The organism is Campylobacter sp. RM12654 (genome assembly GCF_020137585.1).
GTDB lineage: Bacteria > Campylobacterota > Campylobacteria > Campylobacterales > Campylobacteraceae > Campylobacter_E.
Genome location: NZ_JACGAR010000001.1, coordinates 1 through 18784 on the forward strand (window position 1 = coordinate 1; position 18784 = coordinate 18784).

General features: G+C 29.6%; 8 protein-coding genes. 3 read left to right on the top strand and 5 right to left on the bottom strand.

Annotation, left to right across the window (positions count from 1 at the left end; genetic code table 11):
* The 3 genes from AVBRAN12654_RS00005 to AVBRAN12654_RS00015 form a co-directional block, all read right to left on the bottom strand.
* The coding region (locus AVBRAN12654_RS00005; protein WP_336613712.1) for a hypothetical protein at window positions 1-289 on the bottom strand (289 nt) is incomplete at its 3' end.
* Window positions 290-676: 387 nt separating this feature from the next.
* Complete coding sequence (locus tag AVBRAN12654_RS00010) at window positions 677-2224, bottom strand: flagellar hook-basal body complex protein (protein WP_214115776.1); 1548 nt, start codon at window positions 2222-2224, stop codon at window positions 677-679.
* Window positions 2221-3036, bottom strand: a complete 816-nt coding sequence (locus AVBRAN12654_RS00015) for a flagellar hook capping FlgD N-terminal domain-containing protein (RefSeq protein WP_214149753.1) — start codon at window positions 3034-3036, stop codon at window positions 2221-2223. Before AVBRAN12654_RS00015 ends, AVBRAN12654_RS00010 begins: the two co-directional genes overlap by 4 nt.
* Before the next feature lie 93 nt (window positions 3037-3129).
* Here AVBRAN12654_RS00015 and ciaB point away from each other — a divergent pair, with 93 nt between their 5' ends.
* Both ciaB and topA read left to right on the top strand, forming a co-directional pair.
* Window positions 3130-4872 carry an invasion protein CiaB gene (gene ciaB / locus AVBRAN12654_RS00020; protein ID WP_336613713.1) on the top strand — a complete coding sequence of 581 codons (1743 nt, stop codon included), beginning with the start codon at window positions 3130-3132 and terminating at the stop codon, window positions 4870-4872.
* On the top strand, window positions 4869-6956 hold the full coding sequence (gene topA / locus AVBRAN12654_RS00025) for a type I DNA topoisomerase (protein WP_336613714.1): 2088 nt from the start codon (window positions 4869-4871) through the stop codon (window positions 6954-6956). Before ciaB ends, topA begins: the two co-directional genes overlap by 4 nt.
* Before the next feature lie 44 nt (window positions 6957-7000).
* Here the strand turns inward: topA and AVBRAN12654_RS00030 are convergent, their stop codons facing one another.
* Entirely contained in the window at window positions 7001-7582 is a 582-nt protein-coding gene (locus AVBRAN12654_RS00030) for a hypothetical protein (RefSeq protein WP_336606792.1), read from the bottom strand.
* A 1-nt stretch (window position 7583) separates the two neighbouring features.
* Entirely contained in the window at window positions 7584-9977 is a 2394-nt protein-coding gene (locus tag AVBRAN12654_RS00035) for a molybdopterin-dependent oxidoreductase (RefSeq protein ID WP_336613715.1), read from the bottom strand.
* 436 nt (window positions 9978-10413) lie between these two features.
* Here AVBRAN12654_RS00035 and AVBRAN12654_RS00040 point away from each other — a divergent pair, with 436 nt between their 5' ends.
* Window positions 10414-18537, top strand: a complete 8124-nt coding sequence (locus tag AVBRAN12654_RS00040) for a hypothetical protein (RefSeq protein ID WP_336613716.1) — start codon at window positions 10414-10416, stop codon at window positions 18535-18537.
* Window positions 18538-18784 lie beyond the last annotated feature (247 nt).

The following is an 18784-nucleotide window of genomic DNA, read 5'->3' on the forward strand; positions in this document are numbered from 1 at the left end:
TTCCACCATCTTGATTATCTAATTCAGGTTGTTTTCCACCATCTTGATTATCTAATTCAGGTTGTTTTTCACTATCTTGATTACTAGCTTTACTATCTTGACCATTTTCAGCAGTTGGAGTTCCGATTGAGTTTGAAGGTGATGAATTTGTACCTTGTAAGTTTGTTTCCTTTGAATTTACTAATTGTGTGTTTTGATTTGAAGTTTGTAGCTCATCAGCAATTAAGCCTTGAGAGAAAATTAATGCACTAGCTGCAAGAGATAACTTTAAAATACCCCCCCCCAGCAACAGGTTTGTTACGTTTTTTCATTGTGTCTCCTTTGAATAAATTTGCACGAGAACTATATATTTAATTTATTAAATAAAACTTAAACATATACAAATTATGATTTTTTAAATTATATTTTATTCATAAAATTTTTCTTAAAATCCCTAGTTACAATACTTTCTTAATATTTCAAAATATTAATAAAAATTAATTTATATATTAAAAGCTAAAGAAAATAAAAATTAACTTTATCTAAAAAGACAATAACACAAAAATACATATTTTAAATTCTAAATTAATTATAAAACACACAATTTATAAATATTTTTATACTAAATAATTTATTTAAAATATATTTTTAATTATATTTAACACGAAAAATTGTGCTAAATATAATTTATTTTGTATTATTTTTTCATCTCTATTGCGCGTTTTAGCATTTGATCGGCTGTTGTGATACTCTTAGCGTTTGCTTCATAAGCCTTTTGAAAAATAATCACTTGAGTAAGCTCCGTGCCTAAATCCACATTGCTTTGCTCTAAATAATTTGATTTGATTTTATATGAGTTTATTACATTACCATTTGCGTCGGTAAAAAATATAGGATTTCCACTATCAGGAGTAGTGCTGAACTCATTTTCTCCATTTTTATGTAAGCCTTGCTCATTTACGAAATTAAACACTGCAAACTTAGCTACAGCTTGAGATTTACCATTGGTAAAATTAGCTAATATATTGCCCCTTTCATCAATAGCGTAATCTTTTAAAACTCCTGCTGGATAGCCGTTTGCTTCTACATAACGCTCTATTTTTGCATTATCAATACAAGTTAATCCATCATATCCACCCTTACCATCAACTCTTGGGCTTCCTAGATTTAGATTTATTCCATCTATTTGATTTAATTCATTTGTATTTAATGAACCATCGGTATTAAAAATAATATTCCCACTAGCTTCACTAATAGTATTTCCTTGAGTATCTTTTAAAATAGCAGTAGCTTTAAAATTAAGCTTATCAATAGCTTGTATTTGCAAATCAATTTTTCTAATATTTCCATTCGCATCATAAGTTGCTATATCAAATTTATTATTAGCACCTACATTAATAGTCTTTACTTGCCTTGCACTAAAGCTATTTACATTCCCGCTAATTGTCTTTTCTAAATTCCCAAACTCATCAGCAAATGCTTCTATAGTATCGCTTCCATCTCCCCTATCAACTTCTAATAAAATTCTAGCATTAGGCTCAAGATTACTTGCTTTAAAAGTGCTTTTATTATTATCAATTTCTAATTCAATATTATCAAGATTTATATACTTATCTTCTTCGTGAAAAGCATTGCTAAGATTTGCTTTAATATTTACATTTGTAGTTGCTACTGCATTCATAAAAAGTGTTCTTGGCAATGTTATAGGAGTTTGTGCGTTTGGTGCGTTTAGTTTAATATCTAAATCATTATTAGATATTGTAAAACCAGCATTTGAACTAACTTTTCCAAACATTTCTTTAATATTTTCACTCATAGCACTCGCATTAAATCCAGCATTCATAGTCCCTAGCACAAATCTTCCAAAACTATCAACCAAATTAAAATCGCTATCAATATTAAAAGCCCCATTTCTAGTATAATAAGTATTACCATCGTAATCTTTTATGCCATAAAATCCCTTGCCTTCAAGTGCTACATCAAAGGTATTTTGACTAGAAACTAAAGCTCCTTGTTTTTGAGAAAAAGTTGAGCTTAAACCACTTGCAGCAAGTCCAACTTGATTTGCCCCAAAATTATTTAAGCCACCAACATCATTGCCTGTTTGATAAAATATGTCTTTAAATTCAGGCATAGCAGCCTTGTAGCCAACGGTGTTTATGTTTGAAATGTTATTAGCTAATAAATCCATTCCAAAACTATGAGTTTTTACTCCACTAACCCCGTTATAAAATGAACGCATCATAGTTTTTCATCCTGAAATTGTGCTATATCATCAAAGCTGATTTTAATACCAGAAGCGTTTAAATAAGCCTTACCATCTTCAAAAGTAACCCCATCAACCTTAAAATAACCACTAGGAATTTGAACTATATTTCCGTGTTCATCTTCATATTGAGCTACGAATTTAAAATCACCCTTCTCTCTAATAGTTCCATCTTCATATCTAGTATCCCAAATAAAATTATTATTACCTTTTTGAATAATGTCTTTATCAACTTTAATTGCGTCAATTTGCTCTTTATTTGAGTTAAATACACCTATTACTACATCATTTGGAGCACCATTTGGAAAGTATAAGTTAAACGGCAAATCAACGGCCTTACCATCGTGAGTAAAGGTATCTTTTTTAAGCACAGCCATTTTACCAACTGCATTAATCATACCAATTCCTACACTATTGCTAAGTAATTCCATTCTCTTAGCTAATTCATCCATAGTTTTATTAGTTTTTTCTTGAGTTTCAAGAGCTGCTAGTTGGCTTGTTTGAGTTAGCATTTTATCACTATCCATTGGACTTGTTGGGTCTTGATGCTTTAATTCTTCAAGCAATAATCTCATAAAAGCTTCTTGAGAAATCTTAGAATTTGGATTAGTCCCATCGGCTTCTTTTAAGGCTTTTGCATCTGCTTCTTGCTTTTTTACATCACTTGTATGAATGGTATTATCAAGGCTAAAGCCCTCTGATTTTTGCTTATCAGAAAGCGTATTAGCATTTTGTGCAGCGATACTTGTATTAACACTCATAGCAGTATTATTCATAGGTGAAATTGCCATTTTCTATCCTTGTTTAAAAATATTTTTACTTATATAGCAAAGTGTGTTCCATATTTAAATATTTTTTGGCAAAATGCGAAAAAAGGAGCAAAAATGTTAGGAAAAATCATAAAAGAGCACGAAGAAGAATTATTCTCATTATACAAATTAAACTCATCAAGCAATCACGATTTAGCAAGACTTATAAATAATGATTTAAAAGAACTTGGCTTAGAGATAAATGATATGAATTTCAATTCATATTTATTAAGAATTATTGAGCTAAATACTACAAATTATGAAAATACTTGCAAAAAAAATAATATAAACTTAGCAAAAGCAAAAGATTTAGCATATAAAAGAGTAAAAGAATTTTACGAGCAAAGACATATAAAAATCATTGAAAAATTAAGCCCTTGTTTAGATAAATTTTATGTAGATTTATTAAATCTAGTGCATAAAATCGGTCTTGTTTTTAATAGTATTCAGCCTAAATGGGATAAGGCAATTGAAAAAAATAATGAATTTTTTAAAAGTTTAGAAAATCCTTATGAGTTTATAAAAAATAATAGGCTTTATTATCTTGATGAAAATGATGAAATAGCTACTAGGATTTATGCAATAGCAATTAATTTGGATACTAAACCAGAGCTTTTACCATATTCTTTATATTTTGAAGAAGAATTTAAAAAGATTGATGAATACTTTAATGAGTTTTTTAAATTAAATCATAAAAATGAAGCATATATAAAATATCTTAAAGCCTTGCAAAATGCTTTAATGAGTAAAGAGCTTAGCCTAAAGCCTTGGCAAAATGCTGAAATAGCTTGGATGGGGGCAAAAGACTTCATTCAAGTTGGGCATTTTTTAGAATATTACGAAGACGCATTTACTCATTCAGTAGCACTTGAGTGGGATATTAGAATTGATGATAATTATGATTTTAATAGTGAAAGTTTTGTTAATAAGATGAAAAATAGCTTAAATAAAGCTTATAAAAACGCTAATATAACTAATCAAAACGCATTAAATCTAAGCTTAGCTAATTTAGACAAAATTGAGCTTCATATTAGCAAACCTATACTTTATTATGGAGCAGAATTAAATGGCTTATTTTCAGCTCAAGTTGTGCCAAATGATGAATTTGTATCGGCAAATTATGGCAAAAAAATATTTGCATTTTTAGATTTTGTCTATAAAAAAACAAAATCAAAACCAAGAACAATGCTAAATCAAAAAGTATTTGATAAAGCCTTTAACGACTACAATAAAAGCGTATTAAATGATGAGTTTTTATGGAAAAAGATTTATGAGATTAGCACCATTGGACACGAAGCAGGACATATTTTCTTTATAGGTAGCGATACAGAAAGCTTAATGAATACTAATGGGGTATTTAAAAATATTGAAGAATTTAAAGCAAGTGCTGGTGGGATATATGATTTTTGCAATCATTTTGATGAAAAATACAAAAAGGCCTTATTAGCAAATATAACAAGTAGAGCAGTATCTTTAATGGCTTATAAAAGCACTAAAGAAATAGAGCCTTATTATTGTGAAGGTTTGATATTTTTAGCGATATTGTTTAAAAGCAAGGTTTTAAGCTTTTCAAATGATACTTTATTAAGCGTTGATTTAGAAAAATTTGAAGATTTTCAAAAGGAATTTTTAAATGTATATAACGAACTTGCAAAAACTTATCTTAAAAAAGAAAATGCAAATAATTTTTTAAAAGATTATGCAGTGTTAAAGGATTTAGAATACATTAGCACAAATAAAGATTTAGTAAAACTTGGCGATGAATATAGAAAATTATATGATGAATTTGCCAATGTTTTAATCAAGGAGAACGAATGAGTAATACCCTAATAATAGTAGAATCACCAAGCAAAGCTAAAACAATTTCAAGATTTGTAGGTAGTGAATATAGCGTAATTGCATCTAAAGGTCATATTAGGGATTTGCCTAAAAATAAATTAGGAATTGATATAGAAGACGGACATTTTAAACCTAATTATGAAATCAGTAAAACTCACTCAAGCATAGTAAAAGAATTAAAAAGCCTTAGCAAAGGTGCTAAAGTCTTACTAGCAACCGATGAAGATAGAGAAGGAGAAGCAATTGCATATCATCTAGCAAATATCTTAGGCGGAGATGTTTTAGGCTATGATAGAATAGTTTTTCACGAAATCACAAAAGACGCTATTTTAAACGCTATTAAACACCCAAGAAAAATAGATTTAAATAGCGTAAATGCTCAACAAGCTAGGCGTATGCTAGATAGAATTGTGGGTTTTAAATTAAGTGGCTTATTATCAAGCAAGGTAGCAAGCAAGCTTAGTGCTGGTAGGGTTCAAAGTGCGGCTTTAAGATTAATTATCTTAAAAGAGCGAGAAATAAGAAATTTCGTAAGCATTGAGTATTATGAACTTGATACTAAGTTTAAAACAGATTTAGAAGTAGAATTAATAGAATTTGATAACAAGAAATTATCAAAAACAAGCATTACTGAAAAAGCCTTAGCCGAAGAAATCCTAAAACATATTAAAAGCTCGGATTTTATCGTAGATGAAATCAGTATAAAAGAGCGTAAAGATAGTCCAAAGCCACCTTTTATGACTTCTACTTTACAACAAGCTGCTAGTTCTAAATTAGGTTTTTCTCCTAAAAAAACTATGATGTTAGCACAGACTTTATATGAAGGCGTTCAAACTCACGCAGGATTTATGGGTGCAATTACTTATATGAGAACTGATAGCTTAAACTTAAGCGAAGAAGCAATAAAATCAGCAAGAGAACAAATCGCAAAAGACTATGGCAAAGAATATTTACCGACTAAAGCAAGAGTTTATGAGACTAAAAGCAAAGGCGCTCAAGAAGCTCACGAAGCTATTCGTGTAACTAATGTTAGCTTTACTCCTGAAATTGCTAAAGAGTATTTAAAGGCTGATGAATATAAATTGTATAAATTAATTTATGATAGATTTTTAATGACCCAAATGGCTGATGCGAAGATAGAAAACAATACAATTTATATCACAAGTAATAAGGCGAAGTTTAAACTAAGTGGAAGAAGAGTGCTATTTGATGGGCATTTAAGATTGAATGATGATGCTAGTGGAGATAAGATTTTACCTGCTTTAAATAAAGGCGATAAAATGACTTTACAAAGCTCAAAAATAAAGACCTTACACACAGAACCACCTGCAAGATACAACGAAGCAAGTCTTATTAAGCAACTTGAAGAATTAGGCATAGGTCGTCCTAGCACTTACGCACCTACAACAAGCCTTTTAATTGATAGAGATTATGTGAAGTTAGAGAAAAAACAACTAATCCCTACAGAAAAAGGCGAAAAAATCATAGAATTTTTAGAAGAACATTTTATGCAAATAGTAGATGCGAAATTTACTAGCAATATGGAAGAGCGTTTAGATGAGATTGCAACTCATGGGCGTGATTTAGATGAGGTTTTAAATGAATTTTATGAGCCATTCATTGCTAAAATCAACGATGGAAAAACAAGTATTCAAAGTCAAAAACAAGTAGAAAAACTAGGAGAAAATTGCCCTGATTGTGGTAAAGAATTGCTAATTCGTGAAGGCAAATTCGGTAAATTCGTAGCTTGTAGTGGTTATCCAAAATGCAAATATTCAAGGAATTTAAACGATACAAAAACCGAAAACAAAGAAGAAAAACCTAAAAAAGAATTAGTAAAACTAGATGTCCCTTGCCCTAAATGTGGTAGCGATTTGGTGCAAAGATTTTCTAAAAGGGGTGCATTTTATGGGTGCAGTTCTTATCCTAAATGTAATTTCATTAGCTCATACCCACTAGCTAAAGAAAAATGCGCTAATTGTGGCGGAATAATGATTATAAAAGAACTTAAAAAAGGCACATTTATAGAGTGCTTAGATTGTAAAACAAAAATAGAAAAATAATAAAAGAATTTGTAATTAATCCTAATTACAAATTCTATTTTAATTTACTTAAAAGCTCCATTGCTAGAATGTGCTTGCATATAGCGTAATATTCTATCCTTTTGCTCGTCAGTAATTTTTGCATTCATTTGCATTGCTCCTAAATAAGCGTCCCATTCATCAATTGCGTGTTCGCTTGGAGCGTGTGCTGCGTGACAACTCGTGCAAGAATCATAATAAAACACCTCAACACCTTCAAAAGCAGCGTCTTTATCAGTAGTTAAAGAGCTTGATTTTACCCAAAAGCTCATTTCAGGCTTAGCGTCTTTACTCTCTAAATAGACAAATTCCGCATTTTTATTAAATGCTAATTTATCTCCTACAACTTCTCCACTAATGCTAACCTTAGCTAAATCTCCCTTAGTTTCAATTAGCTTAACCATAGTTCCTTCATAAATCGTTCCGATTTGCTTTTGATTTTCATCTAGCATTGTCGCTTTTTCATCTAAGATAAATCTAATATCTTTAGCAAATTCTTGCTTTTTTGTCTCAACTTTTGCAGGAGTTGGTAAAAATATTTGCTGATAATCAGGCTTGTATGCAAAAGCACTTAAAGTAATTAATGATAATCCTATAATTTTTCTCATTTTACGCTCCTATAATTGTTGGTGGTGTTGTGTTTTTATATGGTTTAACAGCTTCATTTTTATCAAGTTTTCTAATCGCTACTAAGCAAGTATTTACGCTTGTTGCTTGTGCCATTTGAGAAGTTGGGCGAGATGAAGTAAGCACATTTACATGACCTTGATTACATCTTGCATTATCTTTATCATCTTCAGGGTCATACCAAGCACCCTCTTGAATAGCTACAACGCCACTTCTAATATCATCACTTACAAATGCACCAGCTAATAATCTACCACGATTATTATATACTTCTACCACTTCGCCGTGCTTAATACCAAGCTTTTTAGCATCTTCAGTATTAATTACTACAGGCTCACGACCTTGGATTTTGTAAAGCTCTCTTACCCAAGTATTATCAAGTTGAGAATGAATTCTATATCTTGGGTGTGGGCTTAATAAATGGAATGGATATTTTTTGCTTAATTCTTGATTTCCTAAATATTCAGCTGGTTCAAACCAAGTTATATGACCTTTAAAATCAGGTAAATTATAATCAGCAAATTTTTGTGAATAGATTTGGAATTTTCCACTTTCTGTTGCTAATTTATTATTCACTGGGTCTTTTCTAAAATCAGCGTGGCGAACAAATTCATAAGCTTCTTTTGGAATTTCAAAATGAAGTGAGCCTTTCTCCCAAAACTCATCAAATTCCATTTCATTTATACAATCACTCTTCTCATAAAAACTTCTTATCCATTCTAAATGGTCTTTCTTGCCACCGCTAAACTTAGCTAATTCTCTTTCGCCAAATCTTTTTGCTAATTCATAGAAAACATCGTAATCATTGCGGCTTTCATACACAGGCTCGATTACTTTTTTCATAGCATATACCCAATCTTGCGAATATGAACCACCAAAACTTATATCATCACGCTCAAGTGTTGTTGTAGCTGGGATTACTATATCAGCCATTTTTGCCATCGGCGTCCACCAAGGCTCATGAACAACTATTGTTTCAAGTTGTCTTAAAGCATGAATTAATTCATTAGTATTTGGATGATGACCTAAAACACTAGCACCTGCTACATAAAACATTTTAATCTCTGGATATGTAAAGGTTTTGCCTTTAAAATTAATAGTTTTATTTGGATTTAGGATAGCTTCGCTTACACGACTTGCAGGGATATTTATATTTACGCTATTTTTTCCTTGTGGTAATCCAACAGGAAGTAACGCTCCACTAAACGCTCCACCAGCCGAGCAATAATGCATAGAAAAGCCAAATCCACCACCAGGAAGTCCAACTTGACCAATCATACAAGCTAAAGTTATGATAGCCCAGTCAGCTTGTTCGCCGTGATGCGCTCTTTGATTTGCCCAGTTACCTGCTAAAAATGTTCTTTTACTAACGAATAAATCGCATAATTCTTTAATCTTAGTCGCATCAATTCCACAAATCTTAGCCGCCCATTCAGGAGTTTTTTCTACTCCATCAGTTTTACCTAGTAAATATGGTAAAAATTTATCAAATCCATCTGTGTATTTAGCTATAAATTCTTTATCGTATTTTCCACTTGTATATAAATAATGGCACATTCCAAGTATCATTGCAACATCGGTATTTGGGACGATTTTTATCCATTCAGCCTTTGTAATTTCTGCTGCTTTTGTATATTGTGGGTCAATGTTAATAAACTTTATATTACTAGCTGCGTATTTTTTAAGCCAACCATCATTCTCACGATTAGCTACCTTAAAATCTATTTGATTATCCTTGTAAATATCACAACCCCACATTACATAAACTTCGCAGTTTTTAATCATTTGCTCGTAATTTGTTTGCAAACTATAAACTTCTAAATCCCCTGCTATAGCGGTATTTACTTTACCCGCTGCTCCGTTACTATACTCTCCATCAGTGCCTATTGCTCCACCTAAAACGGTGTTAAAAAATCTACCTGCAACTGCGTTACAATTATGAAGTAAGCCAACATGACCCCATCCACCATAACTTGCGTTAAAGATATTTTCAGGTTTTGTAGCTTTAAGCTTTTTGTATAATAAATCAAGCACTACATCCCAACTAACACGAACGAAAGGCTCACGACCCCTTAAATCAGGGCGATTTTTACCTTCTAAAAAACTTTTTCTAACACTTGGATATTTTACCCTTGTATCTGAATATGTTCTATCTATGATAGCTTTAGTGATTACGCTTGGGTTTTTATCACTTTCGTGTGGGATAATATTGATTATTTTTCCTTCGCTATTTACTTCGGCTGTAAATGCACCAAAATGTGTAGCGTGTGGGATTTGCTTGATATCATAAAAGTTTGTATCAGCACTCAAAGGACAAGTAATCGCACTAGCTGTAATTGCTGAACCTTTAAGGAATGTTCTTCTTGAAATTGCCATAATTTCTCCTTTTTAAAATATAAAAGAACATTTTATATAGTAAGTATTATCATAAAGTTATAAGGTATTTTTAGTCTTCTTTGAATAATTAGAATTTGAAAATGAAATTCTTAAGAAAAATTATAAAATATATATTTTTATATTTACTAATAAAAATTAATTTATATTTAAGATTTTAAATATTTAATAATAAATATTAAATTTTTATAAATTAATATTTTATCTACTACAACAATATATAAAGCATTATAAATACAACTAAATTACTATTAGAAAACTTGTAATATTTAAGTATTTTATTGCGAAAAATTTAGCAAAAATTGTTGCAAAATTATCATTTTTTAAGCTTTGTTTTTTCAATTTATAAATATAATACCTTGATTTATATCAATTTTTTAGCATTAATAAAAATCAAGCAACTTTTTAAGGATTTCATATGAATAAGACCATAAGAATGTCATTACTAGCATTTACGATAATTAGTTCAGTTCAAGCAGCGACTGTTGATGGTAGTAAAGTTTTAACTATTGTCAATACTAATGATACATATACAAATTTAGGTCAAACAGATGTTTCAAGTATCAAATTTACTAACGGAGCAAGTGCTGAAAATACTAGTTTTACTATGAGTGGTGGTGGAGATTTTCACCCTTTAGATAGTTTTAATGGGACTTTTTTAAATTTCATAATTAATAGCCAAGGTGGTCAATATGCTAGTGGTAGAGAGCAAAGAAGCACCTTATGGATGGATAAAAAAAGCTCTATGACAATTAAGAATGATTTAACTGTTAATGGAGATTTAAATGACTCAGCAAATATGACAGATGATGAGCTTAAAAGCAAAGATGGAATTTATATAGAAAATGCTAATGCTTCATTGTTAGTAGAAGGTGATTTGATAGGCAATAAAACCTACTTAGTAAATGATAAAAATTCTAAATTTACTGTAAAAGGTAATACAAAACTAGAAAACACATTTTTACAAAATAAATCAGGTACAATGACATTAAATACCTTAGAAGGTAATGGCTCTTCTAATTCTAAGCTAGAAAATAAAGCCGGTAATCTAAACGCTGAAACTATTTCATCTACAACTATTAATAGCAAAGGCGGAACTCTAACTTCTAAAAATATCAATAACAACTCCATCATCAATAGCGAAACTGGTGGAACTATTAATGTTACAAATGAAATTAATGGCTCAACGATCAATGGAAATGGTGGGACTTTAACTGCGGGAAGTATTACCAATAATTCTACAATAACAAGCACAAGTGGAACTATTAATGTTACAAATGAAATTAATAATTCAGTAGTAAATGGCAAAGGTGGAACTATCACTGCTAATAATATAAAAAATAATTCAACTATAAATAGCGAAACTAATGGGACTATTAAAGTTACAAATGAAATTAATGGCTCAACAATCAATGGTAATGGTGGGAATTTAACTGCGGGAAATATCACAAATAAATCTACAATTAATAGTAAAGGTGTAAATATAACTGCTGATAATATTACTGCTAATTCAATTATAAATAGTGAAAGTGGTGGGAATTTAAGTGTTACAAATAATATTGACAATTCAACTATTAAAAATAATGGTGGGACTATTGATGTTAAAAATGATGTAATAGGTTCTACAATTGATGGAACTAGCGGGACTTTAAAGGTAACAAACAATATAGATAGCTCAACTATCAATAGTGATGGTGCTACAATCCAAGTTAAAAATGTTACAAATAACTCAATTATTAATAGTAATACAGATGGTAATTTAACTATATCAGGCGATGTTATAGGCTCAACTATTAATAGTAATAATGGCGGAAAATTAAGCGTTAATAATGTTAAAGATAACTCAACCATAAATAGCAAAGGTGGGACTTTAACTGCAAATGAAGTTAGTAATTCAACTATTACAAGTGATAGCGGGACTTTAAATATTAATGGCAATACAAGTGGTAATACTATTACTCATAATGGTGGGAGTGTAATATTAGGCGACGCAACTAATGCAACTACCGGCACTAATAATACGATTAATATCAATTCAGCTGGCTTTAATATAAATTCTAATTTATCAAATGGCACGATAAATACAAAAGGTAGTGGTGTTGCTAATTTCACAAAAGACAATACAACCGTAACAGGCACTAAAATCATAGGAGATAATCCTTCAAGCATTAATGTAATGATTGGTAAAGATAAAACTCTCACATTAAAAAATGCTAATGCTACCAATTCTTATTTTGCACAGACTAAAGGTAGTGCCACTGGTGGTCTTACAATAAGTGGTGGTAATTATGAGAATGTTGTTTTAGGACAAGGTGGTGGAGCAGCAACCATACAAAAACTTGAGATTAAAGACAATGCAACAACTAAAGGCGAATCAATAAATGCAAATAGTCTTACAATAAATAATAGTTCTGTAAGCACTACCGGAAATATTAGCACCAATACAAATGTTAAAATTGATGGTTCAAATGTTGATTTTAAACACATAGTTGTGGGTAAGCCAAATTCAACAATTGACATTACTAATTCAAATATTACTTCAAACAACACTACAGATGGTGGTATTTGGTCTACTCAAAGTGGAAATAAAATAAATGTAACTAATTCTAAGCTAGATTTAGTAACCTTAAAAAGTGGTAGTGATATAACAATTAAGGATAATAAAACAGATAAAGCCTTGATGTCAAAAACAAAAGTAATATCAACTCAAGGCAGTGTAACTTTAGATAATACAGATAGTAATGCAGAGATTACAGCAAACCAAAATGTAAATATCAACAAAAACTCAAATATCCAATCGGGTAAAATCATAGCTGAAAGCGGAAGCATTACGCTAGATAATTCAAACACAAGCGAAAACGCTACTTTAGAAAGTAAGTTTAATAATGTTACTTATAAAGGCAAGTCTAATATACAAGGCAATACCATAGCAGGAGCTGATATTATCATTGAAAATGGTGCAAATGTAAGCAAAGGAACTCACACAGCTACTAATATTAAATTAAATCAAAACGGAAATATAAGTGGCTCATCAGAGCTAAACGCTACAAATCAAGCTGATATTAGTGGCAATGTAAGTGGCGGTAAAATCACTGCAAATAACACTATAAACATTAATTCTGGTGGTAATGTAAGTAGCGGAGAATTAAATGCAAATGATATATATGTTAAATCAGGTAGCAATGTAAATGGTGGAGTATTTACTAGCACAAATTCTATTAATATTGGAGAATTAGGTAAAGACAAAACTAATGTTAGTGGTGGAGAATTTACAAGTAATTATTTTAAATCTACTAATGCAAGTGTTAGTGGTGCAAATATCAATACAGACGGAGCTTATTTTCAAAACTCAACTTATAATGGAAATAGTTTCAAATCAACTGGCGATGTAATTATAGATAACAACAGCGAAATTAATTCAGCTCTTGATATAGGTGGCAATGCAACAATATCTTATGGAAGTAAGCTTAATGCAGATATTACAAATGTTAAAGACATTACTATTAGCGACAAAGATACAATAATCAATGCCAATATAAATGCAAGTGGATTTGTAGATATGTCAAATGATGCTACCTTAAATGCAGATAAAACAATCAAAGCAAATAGTGCAAGAATAGGAAGTGGAAATATAAAAGGTATTTTAGATATAGATGATAGTGTGGATTTATTAAATGCAAATGTAGAAAAAACTGCAAAAATTACAGCTAATAATAAAATCCAAGCATATTGGGGGACTATAAACGGAGAATTAGAATCTAAAAATAGTGATATACTCTTAGGATATGGAGCTAAGTCAGATGAAAATGCTAAGTTTATAACAAATAGTGGAAGTGTTATTTTAAGTAATAAAATGTTAGATAGCAAATACCCTGCACCTGGCACTCAAGATACCAATATAAAAGGGACAATTAATGCTAATAAATTGCTTGTAAAAGATGGTGCTACATTAAATGCTAATTCTACAATAACTACTACAGCAGAATTTGAAAGCAAAGCTATTTTAGGAGAAAGTGGTGTTGTAAATGCTAATAGCGTTACTTTAAACGATAGTAGCACTAAAGCAAACTCACAAATTAATGCTAATGATATAAAAGTAAATAATGGCTCAACTATACAAGGTGGCTTAAAAGCTAAAGATATAACGATTGATAATTCAAAAACAGAAAATGCTACCATAAATGCTAATACAATAACCTTACAAAACAAAAGCGTAATCAACGAAGGCACAAAGCTTAGCACAAATACTAATGGTGGTAAAATCATAATAGATGGAAAAGATACAAAAGTATTAGCGTCAATTGAAGATACTGATAATTTAGAAGTAAGAAATCAAGCTACACTTAGTGGTAATGTAAATATCAAAAGCACTACTACTATAAAAGACGCTATTTTATCGGGAAATCTAACTTCTAATGAAGTTAATTTCATTAATTCTAAATTAGACAATTCAAAAGAAACTACAATCAAAGCTAATAAAACATTATTACAATTAGCTCAAGATATGCTTTTAGAAAAATTAAACATTCAAAATAAAGATGCTAATAAAAATAATGATGTTAGAATTGATGGGAATTTAAAAATTGCTAATTCTAAGATTAGTAATTCTAATATAAATGCAGCAAGTATAGATGATACATTAAATCTTAAAAATGTAGATTTAGCTAGTGCAAATATAGGTAATGATACTAGCAAACGCTTAAATGATTTAACTTTAGATGATGTTAAATTTACTGGAGATACTATCAGTGCTAAAAATACTAATATCTTAAATACAAAAGATACTAAAGGAATTAATGCTAATTTAATTAAAGCTGATGAGAAATTAAGCATTACAAATTCTAAAAATATAAAAACAAATACTCTAAATGCAAAAAATACTGATATAAGTTCATCTAGCGTAACTTTAACAAATGGTAATTCTAGTGATTTTTCAGCTACTAAACAATCAGTTGTAAATGTTTTAGGAGAATTATTTACAAATAAAGCCTTAATAGATTGTTCTACTACTAATAATGGTTTAATTAAAGGAACTAATTTAGTTACCGTGCAAAATGGCTCTATTGTTAATTCAAATATTAATAGTAGCGGTAGAGTAGATATAATAGGTGGTGGCTCTTGTGCTAATAACACAACTACTACAATTAATAAAGCAATAGAAACTAATGAATTAGTAGCTAGAAGAGGTGCATTGATTAATGCAGATAGTAATTTTAACAATGCCACAATTGATAATGCTACTATAAAAGGAGATTTAACTAGCAAAAATCCTAGTGGAACGCTACTAATTGCAAATGGGGCTGAAGTTTCTAGCGGAAATATTGATGTAGCAGGTAATATAATCTTAAGCAATGACGCTCAAAATCTAGGAGAGCATAATGGAATTAGTCCAGAACCACCTGCTGCTAATAAGAAAACTACCATTAACTCTACTATAAAAAATGCTAATGATATTACTTTAGGAAAAGATACAACGATAAATGCAGATATTAATAAAGCTAATAATATTACAGCTACAAATGCTACATTGAACTCAAGTAATGTAAATGCTAATAATCTTAATGCTAATAATTCTCAAATAGGTAAAGATGATAAGAGTTCTAATATTATCTTGCAAGGAATGGCAAATATAGCAAATAGCGTAATTGATGCGACAATTAATGCTATAAAAGATATTGTTGTAACTTCAGATGATAAGAATAATCCAAGCAAGATTAATTCTAAACTAACTTCAAAAGAAAATATCACAGTCAAAGGAAGCGAGCCTACACAAGTTAATGCTGATTTAAAAGCAGATAAAAATATCAATGTAACTAATGCAACTATAAAAAATAATACGAATTTAAATGCAAATAATGATATTAATTTAAACAACACTAAATCAAATAATATTAAAGCTACTTCAAATTCTGGGAATATTACTATTAGTGGTGGGGAGTTTAAAGGAAAAGACGCAATAATCACTGCAAATAATGGAAAAACCACATTAACTAATAATGCTAAAGTTTGCTCTAGCATTGATACTAAGGATTTGGATTTAAATAACAAAGCTAGTATTTGTAGCGATGATACAACTCCTGTTACAATCACTAGCACAGGCTTAAGCAATATTGATGGTAAAAATGGTGTTAATATAGGCAAAGATGTTACATTTAATGCAAATAATTTGGATATTAAAAATATTGATGATAAGTCTAAATTAGACGCTAAATTAAATGCTAATGGGGAATTTAAAGTAAGTAATTCAACTTTAAAAAATGATATAAGCGTTAAAGGAAATAAAGCTTGTTTTAAACCAGATAGCACGACAACTCTTAAAGGAAAAGTAGAAGTAGATTGCCTAGATTCTAATCAAACTACATTTGATGGCGAAGTTATAGCTAAGAATGTAAAAGATAATGGCTCACAATTTAACAATAAAACTACAATAGATGGTGGGACAAATAATTTAAATAATTCAACATTTAATGATGATTTAACACTAAAAGGCGAAGGCAATACTAAATTAAGCAATGCTTCTATGAAAGATTTAGTAAATGAAGCTATTAAAGTGGTATTAGATAATATTAAATCATTTAATAATATTACAAATCAAAAAGGCGGAGATTTAAGCATTAATAATACTGATAAAATCGCTGGAACAAGTATTAAAAATAATGGAAATAAATCTAAATTAGACTTTAATAATATAGGCGAATTAGCAACCAAAATTACAAATGATGATGGCGGTATTTTAAGTCTTACAAATGTTAAAAATGTAAGCGAAGATATTACAAATAATTCAGAATTGAATGTAAATAATTCTATTATTAATGCTGCTATTAAATATGACAATAATAAGTGCGGGACTTTAAACACTAGCAATGGAATTTATAATAACAATGTAGAACAATGCAATATAAATGCGAACTTAAATAATACCTTTAATAAAGATATTTTAGTGCATAATCATTCAGAGATTTCAGGTAATTTCACTGCAAACACATTTAAAACAAATACGCTAAATGCTGATAATGCCTTTATAGAAATTACAGGAACTAAACCTATATCAAGCATTGATGATTTGGCTACAAATACTTATGATAAGACAAGCGATTTAAAAAATAGCACTTATACAATCAAAAATTCAACAATAAGAGCTACTAATACAAATAGCAATGGCATAGGTGGAATTAGAGCTGATAATTTAATAGTGGATAATTCACACATTCAAGCACAAGTTGTAACTAATACTCTAAATGCTAATAATTCTAAGTTTTATATTTATGGTGGTGGAATTGATACTAGTTTAGAAGATAAATTCAGTGGTCCTATCATAGTAAATAAAGAAGCTTTAGGAGAAAATAATGAAATCGTTTTATACAATACGAACTTAAGTAAGTTAATAAATACAAGAGTTCCTATTGCTATTGTAAATGGTAAAAAAGAAGATAATGAAAAAGATAAAGCTTACTTTAAAGTAACTTATAAAACCGTTTTAGCTACTTATAATACTAAGGTTTTAAGCTTTGATGAAATAGGTAAAGATGGAGTATGGAGTTTAGGTTTAACAGATAAAGACCCAATAATTAATAAAGATAGCATTAGGTCTAATTTAGAAATAGATAAAGAAGCTTTAAAAGGTTTTGGTAAGGTTAGTGCTGATGATAAGGATTTATTGACTTTAGAATATCTTGACCCAGCTGTTACAAGTGCGATTAAAAACATAATGTATACACCATATTATGTTGCTAGATATTATATTGATGATAATGACTTAAGATTTAATTACTTAAGAAATGATGATAAAAATAAAGGTTTTTGGATAAATTCTGATTATGGTTATTTTGAAACAGATTCAAATAATTTAAAAGGTAGCAGAGTTAATGTCGGAGTAGATAATAAAGTATCTTTAAAAAATCTTGATGTAGCTTATGGTATAAAAGCTTCTAAAGCAAAACTAAAAGCTAATAAAGCATTAAGCACTGATGTTGGAATAACTGGCATTGGACTTTATGCTAGCACGAATTTTAATTCGGGATTTTTCGTTGATTATGACTTAGATTTACTAACTTTAAAGGGTAATTATAAGAGTGATTTAGCGATGATAAATACTACAAGATATGATAATTTATGGCAAGCAAAAGTTAAAGTAGGACAAAGATTTGGCTCTGATTATTATGTAGAACCTAATGTTAAATTAATAGCTACTCGCTATCCAAAAGTAAATATTGATGGAGCAGTATTAGGAATTCAAACAGAACAAGCAGCTCAATATACTGCAAAAGCAGGTATTAAAGCTGGTGCTAAAATCAATGATAAAGTAGGTTTAAATACTGAATTTGCTTATATTAAAGACTTAAACGAAAGTCCAAGTAATAGTGCTAATGATGGTATGACTTATTATTTTGAAAGGGTTCAAGATAGAGGATTTGAAATCAAATTCGGAGCTGATTATAAACCTAGTGCTAATACTAACATTAATTTAGATTTTGCTAAGAGCATTACAAATCACTTTAATAATAACTACAATATAAACTTAGGATTTTCTTATAATTTCTAATCTAAAATCAAGCAAGGCTTTTTTAAGTCTTGTTTGATTTATCTTCAATCAACAATGCTTTTAATATTTTTAACTTATAAAAATTTTTATCTTTTCTAAATTCTATAAATAAAAAAGGATTTTTAAAAGATTAGCAAGACTTTTAATTGTATTTGATTTATCTTCAATCAATAATATTTTTAATATTTTTAACTTATAAAGATTTTTAACTTGTATTTTAATGTTTTATTTGAGTATTTTAAGTTTG

Bases quoted from the DNA above. Each gene is read 5' to 3' on its own strand.
- AVBRAN12654_RS00010 (WP_214115776.1), bottom strand. From the start codon at position 2,224: ATGATGCGTTCATTTTATAACGGGGTTAGTGGAGTAAAAACTCATAGT.
- AVBRAN12654_RS00015 (WP_214149753.1), bottom strand. From the start codon at position 3,036: ATGGCAATTTCACCTATGAATAATACTGCTATGAGTGTTAATACAAGT.
- ciaB (WP_336613713.1), top strand. From the start codon at position 3,130: ATGTTAGGAAAAATCATAAAAGAGCACGAAGAAGAATTATTCTCATTA.
- topA (WP_336613714.1), top strand. From the start codon at position 4,869: ATGAGTAATACCCTAATAATAGTAGAATCACCAAGCAAAGCTAAAACA.
- AVBRAN12654_RS00030 (WP_336606792.1), bottom strand. From the start codon at position 7,582: ATGAGAAAAATTATAGGATTATCATTAATTACTTTAAGTGCTTTTGCA.
- AVBRAN12654_RS00035 (WP_336613715.1), bottom strand. From the start codon at position 9,977: ATGGCAATTTCAAGAAGAACATTCCTTAAAGGTTCAGCAATTACAGCT.
- AVBRAN12654_RS00040 (WP_336613716.1), top strand. From the start codon at position 10,414: ATGAATAAGACCATAAGAATGTCATTACTAGCATTTACGATAATTAGT.